Genomic DNA, 15,318 nt, shown 5'->3' on the forward strand with positions numbered 1-15,318 from the left:
GGCGAACGATCGATAGTTCGTTACGAACTCATCCTACGGACATTCCGCCGTCGACCGCGATGACCTGGCCGGTGACCCACTCGTCGGCGATCAGGCGGGAGATCCACAGTGCCACCTCGGCGGTGGTGCCGACCCGGCCGAGCGGGATGTCCGCGGCCCGCCGCTCCAGCAACGCCCGTACCGCGTCGGGGTCCATGCCCGCCGAGGTGTAGATCTCGGTGCCGATCGGCCCCGGCGCCAGCGCGTTCACCCGCACCCGGTGCGGGGCCAGCTCCAGCGCCCAGCACCGGGTCAGGTGCGCAACGGCCGCCTTGGACGCGGCGTAGTGCGCGTTCGTCGCGCTGGCCCGCAGCCCGACCGTGCTGGACAGGTTCACCACCGCGCCCCTGCTGGCCACCAGCATCGGCAGCAGCGCCTGGGTGACGACGGTGGTGCCGACGACGTTGACGTCGAACAGGGTCCGCACCGCCTCCGGCGCCACCTCCGCGACCGGCCCGACCAGGAAGATCCCGGCCGAGTTGACCACGAAGTCCACCCGGCCCCAGCGCTCGCCCACCGCCGCCGCGGCCGCGCTGACCTGCTCGGCGTCGGTGACGTCCACGGCTTCGGTGATCGCGTCGGGCGTGCCGTCCAGCCAGGACAGCGACTCCGCGCGCCGGTCCCAGCCGGCGATCCGAGCCCCGTCGGCGAGCAGCCGCTCGGCCGCCGCCCGCCCGATCCCGGAACCGGCGCCCGTGACCACCCCGACCGGCGCCTCGCTCACGGCTTGCGTTTCATCAGGGCCGCGCGCCGGGCCTTGCAGACCAGGACGTCGCGCTGGTTGAACGCCCGGTGCTCCAGCGTGACGATGCCGGTGTCCGGGCGGCTCTTCGACGCGCGGGTGGCCAGCACCTCGGTCTCCACCCGGATGGTGTCGCCGATCAGCACCGGGTGCGGGAACGTCACGTCCTCGAAGCCGAGGTTGCCCAGCGTGGTGCCGAGGGTCAGGTCCGCGACGTGGATGCCGGCCACCAGCCCGAGGGTGAACACGCTGTTCACGATCCTGGTGCCGAACATCGAGTCCTTGGCGAACTCCTCGTCCAGGTGCAGCGGCTGCGGGTTCATGGTCAGCGTGGTGAACAGCAGGTTGTCGGTCTCGGTGACGGTGCGGGTGACGGCGTGGCGCACCACGTCGCCGACCACGAACTCCTCGAAGTACCTGCCCGCCATGGTCATCCCTCCCGCTCGTCGGCGCCGGCCAGGACCTGGCGGGCGTGCAGCACGTGCGCCAGGTCGATGTGCTCGCCCTCGAACATGACGGCGCCGGAGCCCGCCTCGGCGCCCCGCTCGTACGCCGCGACCAGCCGGCGCAGCCGCTCCACGGTGGCCGGGCTGGGCGCGTACACCTCGTTCACGGTCGCCACGTGCGACGGGTGGATGAGCACCTGGCCGCCGTATCCGAGGTCCCGGTTCGCCTCCGCGAACGCCCGCAGGCCGTCCAGGTCGCCGATGTCCTGCCACAGCCCGATCACGACGTGGCGCAGGCCGGCCGAGCGCGCGGCCAGCACGACCTTGCTGCGCAGGTACAGCGTCTCCAGGCCGGCCGGCGTCCAGTGGAAGCCGACCTCCCGGGAGGCGTCGGTGTCCTTCGCGGCGGCGGCCATCAGCCCGGCCACCCGGGGCGCGGCGGCGATCTCGTCCACCGAGGTGAGCGAGCGCGCGGTCTCCAGCGAGGGGAGCAGCGCCACGCCGCCCCGGGGCATGCCGCGCTCGATCTCGGCCGCACCGACCAGCGCGTCGAACGCCACCACGTCGTCGCGGCCGTAGATCTTGGGCAGCAGCAGCGCGTCCACGCCGGGGCGGACCACGGCGGCCACGTCCCTGCCGAACAGGTCGGACTCCAGCGGGTTGACCCGGACCACGATGCCGGTCGGGCCGCCGGCCAGCCTGTCGACTGTCGCGGCCACGTGCTCGCGGGCGGCGTCCTTCGCCTCCGGCGGCACCGCGTCCTCGAGGTCCAGGATGAGCGCGTGCGCGCCGGCGCGGACGGCCTTGTCGGCCCAGTCCGGCTTGTGGCCGGGCACGAACAGCAGCGAGCGGTACGGTCTCACGTGGGCTCCTTGACGGCCTCTGTCTCGGTGTCGGCTCTGTCCAGGACGGCCAGCTCGGCGCCGGCGGCGACCACGTCACCGACCGTCACGGTGACCGTGCCGACCACGCCGTCGGTGGTGGCGCGGACGGGGTTCTCCATCTTCATCGCCTCCACCACGAACAGCACCTGTCCGGCCGTGACCACGTCGCCCGGGGCGGCGTTCACGGCGATCACTGTGCCCTGCATCGGGCTGGTGAGCGATCCGGTGGCCGTGGCGGCGGTGGCGTTGCGGGTGGGGCGGCGGCGCGGGCCGTCCACGGGTGGCCTCGCGGTGTCCGCCCGGGCCGGCGGTGGGCGTTCTCCGAGGTAGGGCACGTGGTAGCGGCGGCCCGCGACCCAGACCGTGCGGCGGTCCTCGGGTTCGGGCTCGGGTTCCGGGCCGGCGGGCAGCTCGACGGTCGACTCCAGCCAGCGGGTGGTCATCCGGGCGGCCGCGAAGTCGGGGTGCGCCAGCACGGCGCGCGCGGCCGGGACCGTCGTCGGCACCCCGGCGACCACGAGCTCGTCCAGCGCGCCGAGCGTGCGCCGGATCGCGGTCTCCCGATCCGGCGCCCACACCACGAGCTTGCCGATCATGCTGTCGTAGTGCGGCGGGACCTCGTCGCCGGACCGGTAGCCGGAGTCGAACCGCACGCCGGGGTTCGGCGGTACGTGCAGCCGCTCGATGCGTCCGGGGCTCGGGACGAACAGGCCGCTGGCGGGGTCCTCGGCATTGATCCGGCATTCGATCGCGTGCCCGCGCGGGACCAGGTCGGAACCGGTCGGGAGCAGGGGCTCGCCGGCGGCGATCCGCAGCTGTTCGGCGACCAGGTCCACGCCGAGCACCGCCTCGGTCACCGGGTGCTCCACCTGGATCCGGGTGTTCATCTCCAGGAAGTAGAACCGCTCGCCGTCCAGCAGGTACTCGACGGTGCCGGCGCCGAGGTAGCCGACCGCGCCGGCCAGCCGCAGCGCCGCCTCGGCCATGGCGGTCCGCACCGCCGCCGGCAGGCCGGGCGCGGGCGACTCCTCGACCAGCTTCTGGTGCCTGCGCTGCACCGAGCAGTCCCGGTCGCCCAGGCAGGCCAGGCCGCCGTGGGCGTCCGCGAGCACCTGGACCTCGACGTGGCGGGCCGCCGGGAGGTAGCGCTCCAGGTACACCTCGGGGTCGCCGAACGCCGCGCCGGCCTCCCGGCGGGCGGCCTCCAGGCCCTGGTCGGCGCCGGCGGGCGACTCGACGATCCGCATGCCGCGCCCGCCGCCGCCGTGCGACGCCTTGACCGCGATCGGGTAGCCGTGCTCGGCGCCGAACGCGCGGACCTGGTCGGCGGTGGTGACCGGCTCGACGGTGCCGGGCGCCAGCGGGACCCGGGCGTCGGTCGCGATCCGCCGTGCGGCGATCTTGTCGCCCATCGCCTCGATGGCGCTCGGCGGCGGTCCGACGAAGGTCAGGCCGGCGTGCTCGACCGCGCGGGCGAACTCGGCGTTCTCGGCCAGGAAGCCGTAGCCGGGATGCACCGCCCGTACCCCGGTGGCCTTCGCGGCGTCGATGATCTTGTCGACGTTGAGGTAGCTCTGTGACGGCGGGTCGTCTCCGAGGGGGACGGCCTCGTCGGCGAGCCGGACGTGCAGGGCGTCGGCGTCCGAGGGGGAGTGCACGGCGACGCTCGCGATGCCGAGCTCGGCGCAGGTACGCATGATCCGGACCGCGATCTCGCCGCGGTTCGCGACCAGCACTTTCCCCAGCGGTACCGGACCTTGGCGGTCCGAGGTTCGGGGCATGGGCACCCAGCTCTCGTCGTGTCACCAAAGCGAACGTGCGCTTGTTTGCCCAACGCTAGAGCGCCGCGGCGTGCCGGTCAAGGCGGCTCGTGGCCGTCGCCCCGGGCGTCGCACACACCGCGTGGTCGCGGCACACAGGTTGGGTCGTGTGTGCGGCGGCGACTGGCTGTGTGCGGCGCGTCTACTCGGGGTGGTGGGTGGCGAACCAGGTGATCCAGCGGCGTTGGGCTCGGGTCTCGACGGCGCGCGGGCGGTAGTTGGAGCGGGTCCAGGCGACGGCGTCGGCGGCGGGGTGGCCGGCGAGGACGGCCATGCAGGCGATCACCGTTCCGGTCCTGCCGACGCCTCCGCCGCAGGCCACCTCGACGAGCTGTCCGGAGCGGGCGAGCCGGTATGCGTGGTGGATCGCGCCGGCGGCGGCCGGGGCGTCGCGCGGGGTGCGGAAGTCGGGCCAGTCGATCCAGTCCGCCGGCCAGTCGGGGCGCCAGGCGTGGGCGCGGGCGCGAGCCCGGAGCAGCCGCGAGATCGGCCCGCTCGGCGCGTCCGGAGGCCGGCCGAGGTAGAGGCCGTAGGTGGGGTGTGGCCCCGGCGGAACCGACGCGCGGCGTCCCCGCCCGCGTACCGCCGTCCCGTCCGGCAACGTGATCGCACCGGTGAGTCGGTCGCTCATGGGTCGCATCCTGCCAGCGTCGTCCCGGTGCCGGGCGACGGCCGAGTCGGCGGTTCCGGTGCGTCTCGACAAAACGAGCAATCGTTCGCTAGCGTGAACGTTCGCGCAGGCCAATGCGGGTGTGGCCGCATGTCGTGTGCGCGCTGGATGCGGATTCGGAGGAGGACAGAGCATGGCCGAGCAGGACGTCCCGGTCGTCACGCGCAAGGGCAAGGAGCACGCCGACACGGCGCAGTCCGGCGGTGCCGTCCGGGTTTCCGGCGTGGGGCCCGCGCACACCCCGGCGACCCGGATCTGGTTCGGGCGGGTCAGCAACGAGCCCGGCTACCGTTCGCTGCCGCACCACCACGGGGAGGCGGAGACCGGCGGGTACGTCCTGTCCGGCCGGGGGCGCATCTACTACGGCGAGGACTACGCCGAGTACCAAGATCTCGAAGAGGGCGACTTCGTCTTCGTGCCGCCGTACATGCCGCACGTCGAGGCGAACATGAGCGTGACCGAGGACCTGGTCTGGCTCACCGCCCGTACCCCCGACAACATCGTGGTCAACCTCCCCGAGGTGGACGACAGCACGCTCGCCGGATACCGGCGCGCCTGACCGCTTCGCGGCGTCCGGCGAACCTGTGCGCGCGGACGTCGAGGCCGAGATTGACGGCACCGCGCGCCATGCCGAGGATGGGGGCACCCCACAGCGGAGGCGGCATGACCGATCGCGGAGGGCATTACGACAACGGGTGGTCGCCCGGTGGCCACCCCGCGCGGCACCCCGGCCCGTACGGCCCGCCGCCGGGCGCGAGCTTCCCACCTCCGGTCGCCCCATACGCGGACGGTCCGGATCGGCGCCGGTCGCTGCGCGCGTTGTGGCTGTCGCTGGCGGCGTTCGGGCTGCTTCTGGTCGTCGCCTTCGGGCTGCTGTTGGTGGCGCTGGTGACCGGTATGGCGGCCTGGGCATGGATCTCGGTCGGGATGAGCGTGCTCGCGGGGACAGTGCTGGTCGGGACCCTGGTGCGGGTTGTGTGGGTCATGGCGCGCCGTCGCTAGCTGTCCCGCGGCTGAAACTCGTTACCGCCTCGGACGTCGATGTCGAACGAGATCGCGAGGTCGGCGCGGCCGGTGACCCCGCAATGGGACAAGCGCGGGCGAGGCGTTGCGCGGCGGGGCGGCTCACTCTACAGTCTCGAAAACAAACATTTGTTTGCTATGGCGGCTATGACCTCGGAGGTCAGCATGGATCGCCCGCTCGTCACGGATGCCGAGTCGGGCCGAGTGGCACGGCTGCTCGCCCATCCGAAGATGACCGAGCTGGTCGCCGACCGGCGGCGGTTCTTCGGCTACGCCTGGACGGTGTTCCTCGGCTCGGCGGTCGTGCTGTTCGGCTGGGCGGCGTTCGCCCCGCGCGGGCTCGGGGTCATGGTGGCGGACGGGCTGAGCCTGGGCCTGGTGCTCGGCGTCGCCTACCTCGGCGTGATCTTCGTGCTCACCGTCCAGTACGCCCGGCGGGCCCGCCGCTGGGACGAGCTGGTCGCCGAGCTGCGCGCGGACGCCGGCCTGCCGCGCCGGCGGACGGAGGGCGACCGGTGAACCCGCTCGCGCTGCTGGTCAGCACCGTGGTGGTGGCCGCGACCCTGGTCGTCACCTACTACGCGGCCCGCCGGACCCGCACCACCGACGACTTCTGGACGGCGGGCCGAGGCCTGTCCGGGCGGACCAACGGCCTGGCCATCGCCGGCGACTTCCTGTCCTCGTCCTCCCTGCTCGGCTACGCCGGCCTGGCCTTCCTGTTCGGCCTCGACGGCTTCCTCTATGCGGCGGCGGCCAGCGGGATCTTCCTGATGGTGCTGTTCCTGGTCGCGGAGAAGATGCGCAACCTCGGCCGCTACACCTTCGCCGACGCGCTCGCGCTGCGGCTGCGGTCGCGGCCGGTGCGCGCGGTGTCGGCGGTGTCCACGCTGTGCGTGTGCGTGTTCTACCTGCTGGCCCAGCTGGTCGCGGGCGGCGTGCTGCTCGAGGCGCTGGCCGGGATCGACTTCCGGTGGTCGGTGGTCCTGGCCGCCGTGCTGATGCTGTGTTACGTGTTGTTCGGCGGCATGCTGGCCACCACCTGGGTGCAGGTGATCAAGGCGACGCTGGTGATGGCGGTCGTCGTGATGCTGGTGGTGCTGGTGCTCATCCGGGTCGGCCCGAACCCACTGGCGGTGGTCCATCAGGCGGTCGGGCAGTCCCCGGCGGGCGAGGCGTTCCTCGGCCCGGGGCTGACCTTCCGCAACCCGTGGAACCTGCTGTCCATGGCGGTGGCGGTCACGCTCAGCTCGGTCGGGCTGCCGCACGTGCTGATGCGGTTCTTCACCGTCCCGGACGCGCGCGAGGCGCGGCGGTCGGGCGTGTGGGCGGTCGGCCTGATCGGCGGGTTCAACCTGCTCATCTGTTTCCTCGGCCTGGCGGCGCGGGCGGTGCTCGGCGAGGGCGGGGCCCGGGAGGCCGGCCAGGGCGGCAACCTGGCGCTGCCCGCGCTGGCCCGGTGGCTGGGCGGCGGGCAGCACACGGTCGGCGGTGACCTGCTGTTGGCGCTGGTCGCGGCCGTCGGCTTCGCCACGATCCTGGCCGTGACGGCCGGCCTGGTGCTCTCCGCGTCCAGCGCCGTCGCGCACGACCTCTGGACGAACCTGCTGCGCCGGGGCGAGCACGAGGAGCCGGGGGTGGGACGGGTCGCGGCGGTCGTGGTGGTCGCGATCTCGGTGGCGGCGACGCTGGTGGTGGGGGCGGGCAAGAACGTCACGTTCCTGGCCACGCTGGCCACCGCGACCGCGGCGAGCGCGAACTTCCCGGTGTTGCTGCTGACCATGGTCTGGCGGCGGATGACGACCCCCGGCGCGATCACCGGCGCGTTGACCGGGCTGGTCAGCGCGGTGGTGCTGATCGTGCTGGGGCCGTCGGTGTGGCCGGGCGGCGAGGCGGCGGCGCCGTTCCCGCTGGCGTTCCCGGTGCTGGTCTCGGTGCCGCTCGGGTTCCTGGGCTGCTGGCTGGGCAGCGTGCTCGGCCGGGAGAAGCCCGACCGGTCGGCGTTCGAGAAGGTCAAGGTGCGCGCGCTGGTCGGCTCGGACGTCGGCTGAACATCCATCAGATCGGGGCACTCGATGTCTGATCATCCATAGCCGTGGTCGGCGTGCGCTGGTTCACTGCGGCGCATGGGTGCACAGACAGACAGGGTGGTGGTCCCGGCACGGGAGGGACGCGCCGTGCGGGTGGGCGCGGGCGCGAGCGTGCGGGTGGTCGACCTGGACGGCGGCCAGGTCGGCGACGTGTTCGCGTTCAACGCCGCCGATCCGACGGAGTTCCACAGCGCCGGCTACACCCGGGCGCGCAACAGCCGGCTGTTCCCGGCCATCGGCGAGAAGTTCGTGACCAACCGCAGGCGGTCGATCCTGACCCTGGTGGCGGACGGCTCACCGGGCCGGCACGACATGCTGATCCCGGCCTGCGACCCCGCCCGGTACGCCGAGCTGGGCGTGCCCGACCACCCGTCGTGCGCGGCGAACCTGCGCGCGGCACTGGCCGAGCGGGGAATCACCCTCGCCGAGGTGCCACAGCCGATCAACGTGTTCATGGACATCCCGGTCACCCCCGAGGCCGGCCTGGAGTGGCTGCCGTCGCCGTCGCGGCCGGGCGACGCGATCACGTTCCGGGCCGAGATGGACTGCGTGCTCGTCGTCTCCGCGTGCCCGCAGGACCTGGTCGCCATCAACACCGGCGAGATCACCCCGCTGGCCATCGACCTGCTACCGGAGGACTGACGTGACAACCGAACGGCACCCCGGCCTGGCCACCGCCGAGATCGCCGGGCTCACGCTGCCCAACCGGCTCGCGGTCGCGCCGATGACCAGGATTTCGGCGACCCCGGACGGCCGGGCCACGGCGCGGATGGCCGAGTACTACGCGGAGTTCGCGAGCGGCGGCTTCGGGCTGGTGATCACCGAGGGCATCTACTCGGACACAGGGTACGCCCAGGGGTATCTCAACCAGCCGGGCCTGGCCACCGCCGAGCACGCCGAGGCCTGGCGCCCGGTGGTCGACCGCGTGCACGCGGCCGGCGGGCGGCTGGTGGCACAGCTCATGCACGCCGGCGCGCTGTCCCAGGGCAACCCGTACCGCGCCGAGACCGCCGGCCCGTCGGCCATCCGCCCGCGCGGGCGGATGATGGAGGACTACGGCGGGCAGGGCGAGTGGCCGGTGCCGAGGGCGATGAGCACGGCGGACATCGACGCGGCGGTGCGCGGGTTCGCCGAGGCGGCCGCGCGCGCCCGGAAGGTCGGGTTCGACGGCGTCGAGGTGCACGGCGCGAACGGCTACCTGATCGACCAGTTCCTCACCGACTACACCAACCGGCGCACCGACCGCTACGGCGGGCCGGTCGCCAACCGGGCGCGGCTGGCCGCCGAGGTGGTGGCCGCGATCAGGGCCGAGGTCGGGCCGCGCTTCCCGCTCGGCATCCGGCTGTCCCAGACGAAGGTCAACGACTTCTCCTACCGGTGGGCGGGCGGTGCGTGCGACGCCGAGACGATCTTCACGGCGGTGGCCGAGGCCGGCGCCGGCTACCTGCACATCGCCAGCGAGGGCCGGGACTGGTGGCAGACGGCGCTGCTGGACGGGGGAGTGACGGTCACCGGGCTGGCACGGCGGGTGACCGGGCTGCCGGTGATCGCGAACGGTGGCATGCACGAGCTGGACACCGCCGCCAGGGTGCTCGACGACGGCCACGCCGACCTGCTCTCGCTGGGCAGGGGCGCGCTGGCCAACCCGGACCTGCCGTGCCGGCTGGCGCGCGGGCTGGACCTGGCGCCGTTCGACCCGGCCATGCTGGAACCGATGGCCACCCTGGCGAACGCCGACGGCTGGCGGCACAAGGCCACCTGCTGATCAGCTCATCGCGTCGGCGGCCAGCGCGAGGAACAGGTCGACCCGGTCCTCGGTGCGCGCCACGTCACGGCCGGTCAGCTCGGCGATGCGGGCCAGCCGGTTGCGCAGGGTGTTGACGTGGACGTACAGCGCGGCCGCCGTGTTAGCCCAGTGGCACTCGTGCTCCAGGAACGCCCGCAGGGTCGCCTCCAGCTCGCCGCCTCGGCGAACGTCGTGCTCGCGCACCGGCCCGAGCACGCCGTCGGCGAACCCGCGCAGCGTCCGGGGGTCCTGCATCCCGAGCAGCAGGTGATAGGTGCTCAGCTCACCGAACGCGGCCACCGCGGGCCCGTCTCGGCGGCGCAGCACCCGGCACGCCTCGCGGGCGCGGGCCAGCGGCTGCCGCAACCCGCCGGCGTCCTCGGCCAGCCCACCCAAGCCGACCACCGGCCGCCGCCCGGGGAACCGGGCCAGCACCGAGTCGGCCAGCCGCCCGGCCAGCTCCGCCAGCTCCCGCTCCGGCCGACGCCACGGCAGCACCGCCACCACGTCCTGGCTGCCGCCGGCGACCACCACCGGGACGCCCTCGGCGAGGAAGAACTCGCCGACCGCCTCGCCGAGCCCGGGCAGGGTGGCGGCGCCGCCGTGGGCGAACGCGAGCGCGCACACCACCAGCGGGTCCGCCGGGTCGATGCCGAACGCGCGCAGCCGCCCGTGCACCTCGGCGCCCCGCGCCGGCCCGGAGAGGATCATGTCCAGCAGCTCGCTGGCGAACCGCGACTCGATGGCCTGCACCGCCTGCTGCTTGGCCACCTCCAGGCTGAGGAACCTGGCCGCCTGCTCCAGCGCGTCCCGCTCGGCGCGCCCCAGCTCCGACAGCGGCCGCAGGCACAGCAGCGCGGCGTCCACGTCACCGACCGCGGCGACGAGGAACAGCGTGGCCCTGCCGACACCGGGCAGGTCCAGCTCCAGCGGCGGCGGATGGCGGGCGAGTCCGTCGGCCACCGCGCGCAGCGCCGCGTCGTCCAGCTCGTTGTCGAGCCCGGTCCCGGCCGAGGCGAGCGCGCGGCCCATCCGGTCCACCACGGCCAGCGGCAGGTCGTGGTCGCGGCGCAGCACCTTCAGCACGCCGGACGCGCCGGCGCCCCGGGAGATCGCGCCGGCCAGCGCGTCGCCCCGGCGCACCATGCCGACCAGCGCGTCCTGGCGCTGCTCGGCGTAGCTCGCGGCCGCGGCCAGTGACAGCGCGGTGAACGGCACCGCGATGGAGATCTCCAGCAGCGGCAGCCCGGCATCGCGGCACGCGTCGACCATCTCGGGCGGCGTGCGTGGGGTCTGGACGCGCAGCCCGAAGACGATCCCGGCGGCGTTCGCGCCGGCCACCTGGGACACGAACTCGGCGGGGTCCACCCGGTCGCGCCACAGCCCGTTGGTCAGCACCAGCTCGCGCTCCCGCACGTAGGGCGACGGGTCGGGCAGCTCCGTGTTGTGCACCCAGACGACCTCGGCGTCCAGCGCGCCGGCGGGTCCCGGCTCCAGCAGGCGCAGTTCGAGGGCGGGGTCGTCCAGCAACGCCCGAAGCGTCAGCACCCTGTGAGCCTATCTACCAACTACGCCAAACACTGGATATTCCTCTAGCCCCGGTTCGTCCTGGACCGACGCCGCGGGGGCAGCGTGCACCTCGACCGTCCCTGAGATTTTGGCTGTCGTCGGACGGGTCCGCTGGACAGGATGAGCGTCATGAACAAGATCTTCGCCGTGCTCGGCGGTGCCCTGCTGGCCGGTGTGGTGATTGCCAGCGGCTCAACCGCCCACGCCGCCGAGCCCGCTACGGCACCGGCGCCCTACCCGTTCGTGATGCCGACAGGCTCGATGGAGCAGACCATTCACAAGGGCCAGACGGTCATGGCGCAGCCGGTCACCAACTACGCCGGTCGAGTGGGCGACATCGTCCTGTTCCACGGTCCCCCGAGTTGGCAGTCCGTGCCCGGCGACCAGCCTGAGGTGCTCAAGCGTGTTATCGCGGTGGGGGGCCAGACCGTCCGGTGCTGCGACCCGACGGGTCGGGTGCTGGTCGACGGCCGACCGCTCGACGAGCCCTACCTCCACTACCTGCCCGAGGCCGGGCCACCGAACCAGGCCTCGTTCGCGCCGGTCAGGGTCCCACCGGGGATGCTCTGGATGATGGGCGACAGCCGCAACAACTCGGCGGACTCCCGGACACCCGGACACGGTTCGGTTCCGGCAAAGTCGATCACGGCCATCGTGCGCGCGGGATGAACGAGCCGGGGCGGGCGTCGTGGCAAATGGCCTGTCGCTCAACAAGGTCATCGGCGACCGCGTGTCACGTCTCGGCGCGGGGCACGGCGATCGCCGTCAGCAGTAGGCCGTCGCGGACCAGCCAGCGGCCCTCGAAGCCGTCCAGCCGGGTGCCGTCCAGCTCCGGGCCGGGCACCAGCAGCCGGGCGGAGAAGCGCCGCCGCACCGGGTCGAGCTCGATCGAGGCCTGCTCGAACCCCAGCCAGTCCCTGGCCAGCGGATACCAGGCCTTGTACACCGACTCCTTGGCGGAGAACAGCAGGCGGTCCCACATGGTGGCCGGGTCGTGGGCGGCCAGCTCGTCGAGCCGGGCGCGCTCCTCGTTGCGGGAGATCACCGAGAGGACGCCGTCGGGCAGCGGTTCGTGCGGCTCGGCGTCGATGCCGACGGTGGCCACCTCACTCGCCCTGGCCACGGCGGCGGCGCGGTAGCCGGCGCAGTGCGTCATGCTGCCCACCGCCCCGGCCGGCCACAGTGGCTCGCGGCGTGAGCCGGACAGGATCGGCACCGGGGACAGGCCCAGCGCCGCCAACCCCTTCCGGGCGCAGTGCCGCACGCAGGCGTACTCGCGCCGCCGGCGTTGTACGGCGCCGGCGATGTGCGCCGCCTCCTCCGGCATCAGCGCGACGGTCGCCTCCTCCGGGTCGTCGCCGAACATCTCCACGGCCACCACCGAGGCCGGCAGTATCCGCCCCAGCGCCGCGCCGTCGGTCACAGTGCCCCCGCTCACGTCACCCATTGTGCTCGCCCCGGTCAGGAGGCGGCGCGCCTGCGAGCCCGGTAGGCGGCGACGTGCGCGCGGTTTCCGCAGGTTCGGCTGTCGCAGAACCGCTTGCACCGGTTGCGCGAGAGGTCCACCAGCAGCCGCCGGCAGCCCGGCGAGGCGCACTCCCGGAACCGGTCGCGGCCGTCGGCGGCGAACGCGAACGCGAGGGACATCGCGCACTCGGCCCCGATGTGGTCCGAGGGCGCCGCGCCGGGCGCGTAGTAGTGCATGTGCCACGGGTGGCCGTCGTGCCTGGCCAGCCGGGGCGTCGTCCCCGTGTCCGTGATCAACGCGTTGACCAGCCGCACCGCCTCGTCGAAGTCCTCCGTCCCGAGGACGGCCAGCAGCCGCGACCGCACCGCGCGCACGGCGGGCAGGTGATCCGGGGTGATCTCGCCCACCGTCTCGAAGCGGTGCTCGGACAGGAACCCGCGCAGCGCGTCGACGTCGTCGAGCAGCTCGGCGCCACCGGTCTCCGGCGCGGTGTTCACCAGGTCAATGGCCGCGCCGAGGCCGCAGTCGATGTCGTGTCCGAACGCCGTGGCGGCCATCCGCGGCATCTTAGCCACTCCGTTCCGTGTTCCCACCTGGCCAGTGTAAGGAGTCATTTCGTATTTGACTGCTGTCGTTAGCGTGGGTAACTTCCGGCTAATGCGCCTGAAGCTCGTGCTCGCCGGGATCGGCGTTGTTCTGGTCTCCACCAACCTTCGCCCGGCGATCACGGCGGTGTCCCCGCTGATCGCGCAGATCCAGGCCGAGACCGGGTTCTCCAGCACCGCGCTCGGCCTGCTCACCACGGTGCCGCTGCTGTGCTTCGCGGCGCTGTCGATGCTCGCGCCCCGGGTCGGGCGCCGCTTCGGCATGGAGGCCACCGTCGCGGCCAGCATGGTGCTGCTCATCGCGGGCTTCCTGCTGCGGCTGGTGCCGTCCACGGTGGCGCTGTTCGCCGGCACGGTGGTGGTGAGCGTCGCGATCACCGCCGGCAACGTGCTGCTCCCGGCGCTGATCAAGCGCGACTTCCCCGGCCAGGTCGGGGTGATGACCGGGCTCTACACCATGGGGCTCAACATCGGGCCCGCGGCGGCCGCCGGGCTCACCGTGCCGGTGCAGCAGGCCGCCGGGCTGTCCTGGCGCGGCGCGCTGGCGATGTGGGCTGTCGCGGCCGGCGTCGGGCTGCTGGCCTGGCTGCCGCTGGTCCGTGCCGGCCGTGCCGACGGCGGCCCGGCGCCCGCGCACACCCCGCCAACCGGGCTCTGGCGCCAGCCGCTGGCGTGGGCGTTGGTGCTGTTCCTGGCCCTGTTGTCGATGTTCTTCTACAGCATGTCGGCGTGGCTGCCGAAGCTGTTCATCGACGCGGGCATGACCGAGGGCGCGGCGGGCTGGATGCTGTCCATCGTGAGCCTGGTGGCCATCCCGTTCGCGCTGCTGGCCCCGATCCTGGGGGAGCGGACCCGCAACCAGGTCTGGCTGACCACGGCGGGCACCGCGCTGATGGTCGCCGGCCTGCTCGGCGTGCTGGTCTCGCCCACGGTCGGGACGGTGTGGTGGATGGTGATCCTCGGGGTGGGGGCCGGCGCCACCACCGGGATCGCGTTCGTGCTGGTCCCGCTGCGCTCGCCGGACGCGCGGGTGGCCACCCAGGTCACCGCGACCTCGCAGACCTTCGGCTACGTGCTGGCGGCCGCCGGCCCGCTCGCGGTCGGCGCGCTGCACGACGCGAGCGCCTCGTGGACCGGGCCGGTGATCCTGTTGATCGCCGTGGTGGTCGTCCAGTCGATGGTCGGCCTGCTGGCGGGGCGCGAGCGCCAGCTCGTGGACGGCTCCGAAACCGGCGCGACGATCGGTTCTGCCGGGACCGTCGGGGCCCGCTGGTAGCGTCCGCCGACATGGCGAATGAACTGGCCGACACGTTCCTCGAACTGCACAAACCGGGGCAGCCGCTGCTGCTGCCCAACCCCTGGGACGCCGGCTCCGCCCGGCTGCTGGAGTCCCTCGGGTTCTCCGCGCTGGCCACCACCAGCAGCGGGTTCGCCGCCACCCTCGGGCGGCCGGACGGCGCGGTGAGCCTCGACGAGGCCATCGATCACGCCGCCACCGTCGTCTCGGCGACGACGCTGCCCGTCTCCGCCGACCTGGAGAACGGCTACGCCGGCTCCCCGGACGGCGTCGCGGCGACCGTGCGCAGGGCGATCGACGCCGGCCTGGCCGGCTGCTCGATCGAAGACTACGACGGCGAGACGATCTACGACGCCGGGCTGGCCGCCGAGCGGGTCGCGGCCGCCGCCGAGGCCGCGCACTCCGGCCCGAACCGGCTGGTGCTGACCGGCCGCGCGGAGAACCTCATCCGGGGCCGGCAGGACCTGGCGGACACCATCGCGCGGCTGCAGGCCTACCAGGAGGCCGGCGCGGACGTGCTCTACGCCCCCGGGCTGAGCACCATCGCCGACGTCCGCTCGGTGCTGGGCTCGGTGGACCGGCCGGTGAACGTGCTGGCCTGGCCGGGCGGGCCGGAGGTGGCCGAGCTGGCCGAGGCCGGGGTCGCCCGGGTGTCCATCGGCGGGCTGTTCGCGTTCGCCGCGCTCGGCGCCGTGGTGGAGGCGGCCCGGGAGTTCCTCGGCGGCGGCTACACGGAGTTCGTCGCGCGCGCCGGCGTTGGCGCCAAGGCGGTCAGGGCCGCGTTCAAGGGCGAGCCGGTGACCTGAGCCGAGGACCTGCCCGGTTCGCCCACCGGACCGGAGGTGTGCCCGGCCCGCCCGCGCGCCTGGTTCACTGCGGCAC

The 15,318-nt window shown here is 73.5% G+C and carries 17 protein-coding genes; 9 read left to right on the forward strand and 8 right to left on the reverse strand.

Annotated features, from left to right (window positions below; genetic code table 11):
• Nucleotides 1-28: 28 nt before the first annotated feature.
• The 5 genes from N912_RS0101245 to N912_RS0101265 form a co-directional block, all read right to left on the reverse strand.
• On the reverse strand, nt 29-763 hold the full coding sequence (locus tag N912_RS0101245) for an SDR family NAD(P)-dependent oxidoreductase (protein ID WP_028920991.1): 735 nt from the start codon (nt 761-763) through the stop codon (nt 29-31).
• Nucleotides 760-1,215, reverse strand: coding sequence for a MaoC family dehydratase (locus N912_RS0101250; protein ID WP_245645147.1), 456 nt, complete (start codon nt 1,213-1,215; stop codon nt 760-762). The genes N912_RS0101245 and N912_RS0101250 overlap by 4 nt, the downstream gene beginning before the upstream one ends.
• Nucleotides 1,212-2,090 carry an HpcH/HpaI aldolase/citrate lyase family protein gene (locus tag N912_RS0101255; protein WP_028920993.1) on the reverse strand — a complete coding sequence of 293 codons (879 nt, stop codon included), beginning with the start codon at nt 2,088-2,090 and terminating at the stop codon, nt 1,212-1,214. The genes N912_RS0101250 and N912_RS0101255 overlap by 4 nt, the downstream gene beginning before the upstream one ends.
• Entirely contained in the window at nt 2,087-3,847 is a 1,761-nt protein-coding gene (locus N912_RS0101260; protein ID WP_245645148.1) for an acetyl/propionyl/methylcrotonyl-CoA carboxylase subunit alpha, read from the reverse strand. The genes N912_RS0101255 and N912_RS0101260 overlap by 4 nt, the downstream gene beginning before the upstream one ends.
• A gap of 226 nt (nt 3,848-4,073) precedes the next feature.
• Complete coding sequence (locus N912_RS0101265; protein ID WP_028920995.1) at nt 4,074-4,562, reverse strand: phosphatase domain-containing protein; 489 nt, start codon at nt 4,560-4,562, stop codon at nt 4,074-4,076.
• Nucleotides 4,563-4,734: 172 nt separating this feature from the next.
• Between N912_RS0101265 and N912_RS0101270 the strand changes: the two genes are divergently transcribed.
• From N912_RS0101270 to N912_RS0101295, 6 genes are all read left to right on the forward strand, one after another.
• A complete protein-coding gene (locus N912_RS0101270; RefSeq protein ID WP_028920996.1) occupies nt 4,735-5,160 on the forward strand; it encodes a cupin domain-containing protein in 426 nt (141 codons plus the stop codon).
• Nucleotides 5,161-5,264: 104 nt separating this feature from the next.
• Nucleotides 5,265-5,603: a hypothetical protein gene (locus tag N912_RS63190; RefSeq protein ID WP_156993100.1), complete on the forward strand. Its 339-nt coding sequence runs from the start codon at nt 5,265-5,267 to the stop codon at nt 5,601-5,603.
• A 186-nt stretch (nt 5,604-5,789) separates the two neighbouring features.
• The gene (locus N912_RS61475) at nt 5,790-6,143 is read left to right on the forward strand and encodes a DUF485 domain-containing protein (RefSeq protein ID WP_064745188.1); all 354 of its coding nucleotides are present in this window, start codon (nt 5,790-5,792) and stop codon (nt 6,141-6,143) included.
• Nucleotides 6,140-7,672: a solute symporter family protein gene (locus N912_RS0101285; RefSeq protein ID WP_028920998.1), complete on the forward strand. Its 1,533-nt coding sequence runs from the start codon at nt 6,140-6,142 to the stop codon at nt 7,670-7,672. The genes N912_RS61475 and N912_RS0101285 overlap by 4 nt, the downstream gene beginning before the upstream one ends.
• A 75-nt stretch (nt 7,673-7,747) precedes the next feature.
• Nucleotides 7,748-8,353 carry a DUF1989 domain-containing protein gene (locus tag N912_RS0101290; RefSeq protein ID WP_037062615.1) on the forward strand — a complete coding sequence of 202 codons (606 nt, stop codon included), beginning with the start codon at nt 7,748-7,750 and terminating at the stop codon, nt 8,351-8,353.
• Between the two features lies 1 nt (nt 8,354).
• A complete protein-coding gene (locus N912_RS0101295) occupies nt 8,355-9,476 on the forward strand; it encodes an oxidoreductase (RefSeq protein ID WP_037062617.1) in 1,122 nt (373 codons plus the stop codon).
• On the opposite strand, the gene N912_RS0101300 is transcribed toward N912_RS0101295, so the two are convergent.
• A complete protein-coding gene (locus tag N912_RS0101300) occupies nt 9,477-11,045 on the reverse strand; it encodes a PucR family transcriptional regulator (protein ID WP_028921001.1) in 1,569 nt (522 codons plus the stop codon). It lies immediately after the preceding gene.
• 150 nt (nt 11,046-11,195) lie between these two features.
• On the opposite strand from N912_RS0101300, the gene lepB reads away from it, so the two are divergent.
• Entirely contained in the window at nt 11,196-11,735 is a 540-nt protein-coding gene (lepB, locus tag N912_RS48760; protein WP_051579429.1) for a signal peptidase I, read from the forward strand.
• Between the two features lie 64 nt (nt 11,736-11,799).
• On the opposite strand, the gene N912_RS0101310 is transcribed toward lepB, so the two are convergent.
• On the reverse strand, nt 11,800-12,504 hold the full coding sequence (locus N912_RS0101310; protein ID WP_245645149.1) for a 4'-phosphopantetheinyl transferase family protein: 705 nt from the start codon (nt 12,502-12,504) through the stop codon (nt 11,800-11,802).
• Between the two features lie 23 nt (nt 12,505-12,527).
• The gene (locus N912_RS0101315) at nt 12,528-13,091 is read right to left on the reverse strand and encodes a CGNR zinc finger domain-containing protein (RefSeq protein WP_037063205.1); all 564 of its coding nucleotides are present in this window, start codon (nt 13,089-13,091) and stop codon (nt 12,528-12,530) included.
• A gap of 100 nt (nt 13,092-13,191) precedes the next feature.
• Here N912_RS0101315 and N912_RS0101320 point away from each other — a divergent pair, with 100 nt between their 5' ends.
• The gene (locus N912_RS0101320) at nt 13,192-14,415 is read left to right on the forward strand and encodes a CynX/NimT family MFS transporter (protein ID WP_037062619.1); all 1,224 of its coding nucleotides are present in this window, start codon (nt 13,192-13,194) and stop codon (nt 14,413-14,415) included.
• An 11-nt stretch (nt 14,416-14,426) separates the two neighbouring features.
• Complete coding sequence (locus N912_RS0101325) at nt 14,427-15,242, forward strand: isocitrate lyase/PEP mutase family protein (protein ID WP_028921005.1); 816 nt, start codon at nt 14,427-14,429, stop codon at nt 15,240-15,242.
• The last annotated feature ends 76 nt before the right edge of the window (nt 15,243-15,318 follow it).

The sequence above is a fragment of the Actinospineispora acaciae DSM 45401 genome (assembly GCF_000620785.1).
Lineage (GTDB): Bacteria > Actinomycetota > Actinomycetes > Mycobacteriales > Pseudonocardiaceae > Pseudonocardia > Pseudonocardia acaciae.

Excerpts from the sequence above, each read along its gene's own strand:
- N912_RS0101250 (WP_245645147.1), bottom strand. The coding sequence starts at position 1,215 with ATGACCATGGCGGGCAGGTACTTCGAGGAGTTCGTGGTCGGCGACGTG.
- N912_RS0101265 (WP_028920995.1), bottom strand. The coding sequence starts at position 4,562 with ATGAGCGACCGACTCACCGGTGCGATCACGTTGCCGGACGGGACGGCG.
- N912_RS0101270 (WP_028920996.1), top strand. The coding sequence starts at position 4,735 with ATGGCCGAGCAGGACGTCCCGGTCGTCACGCGCAAGGGCAAGGAGCAC.
- N912_RS63190 (WP_156993100.1), top strand. The coding sequence starts at position 5,265 with ATGACCGATCGCGGAGGGCATTACGACAACGGGTGGTCGCCCGGTGGC.
- N912_RS61475 (WP_064745188.1), top strand. The coding sequence starts at position 5,790 with ATGGATCGCCCGCTCGTCACGGATGCCGAGTCGGGCCGAGTGGCACGG.
- N912_RS0101290 (WP_037062615.1), top strand. The coding sequence starts at position 7,748 with ATGGGTGCACAGACAGACAGGGTGGTGGTCCCGGCACGGGAGGGACGC.
- lepB (WP_051579429.1), top strand. The coding sequence starts at position 11,196 with ATGAACAAGATCTTCGCCGTGCTCGGCGGTGCCCTGCTGGCCGGTGTG.
- N912_RS0101315 (WP_037063205.1), bottom strand. The coding sequence starts at position 13,091 with ATGGCCGCCACGGCGTTCGGACACGACATCGACTGCGGCCTCGGCGCG.
- N912_RS0101320 (WP_037062619.1), top strand. The coding sequence starts at position 13,192 with ATGCGCCTGAAGCTCGTGCTCGCCGGGATCGGCGTTGTTCTGGTCTCC.
- N912_RS0101325 (WP_028921005.1), top strand. The coding sequence starts at position 14,427 with ATGGCGAATGAACTGGCCGACACGTTCCTCGAACTGCACAAACCGGGG.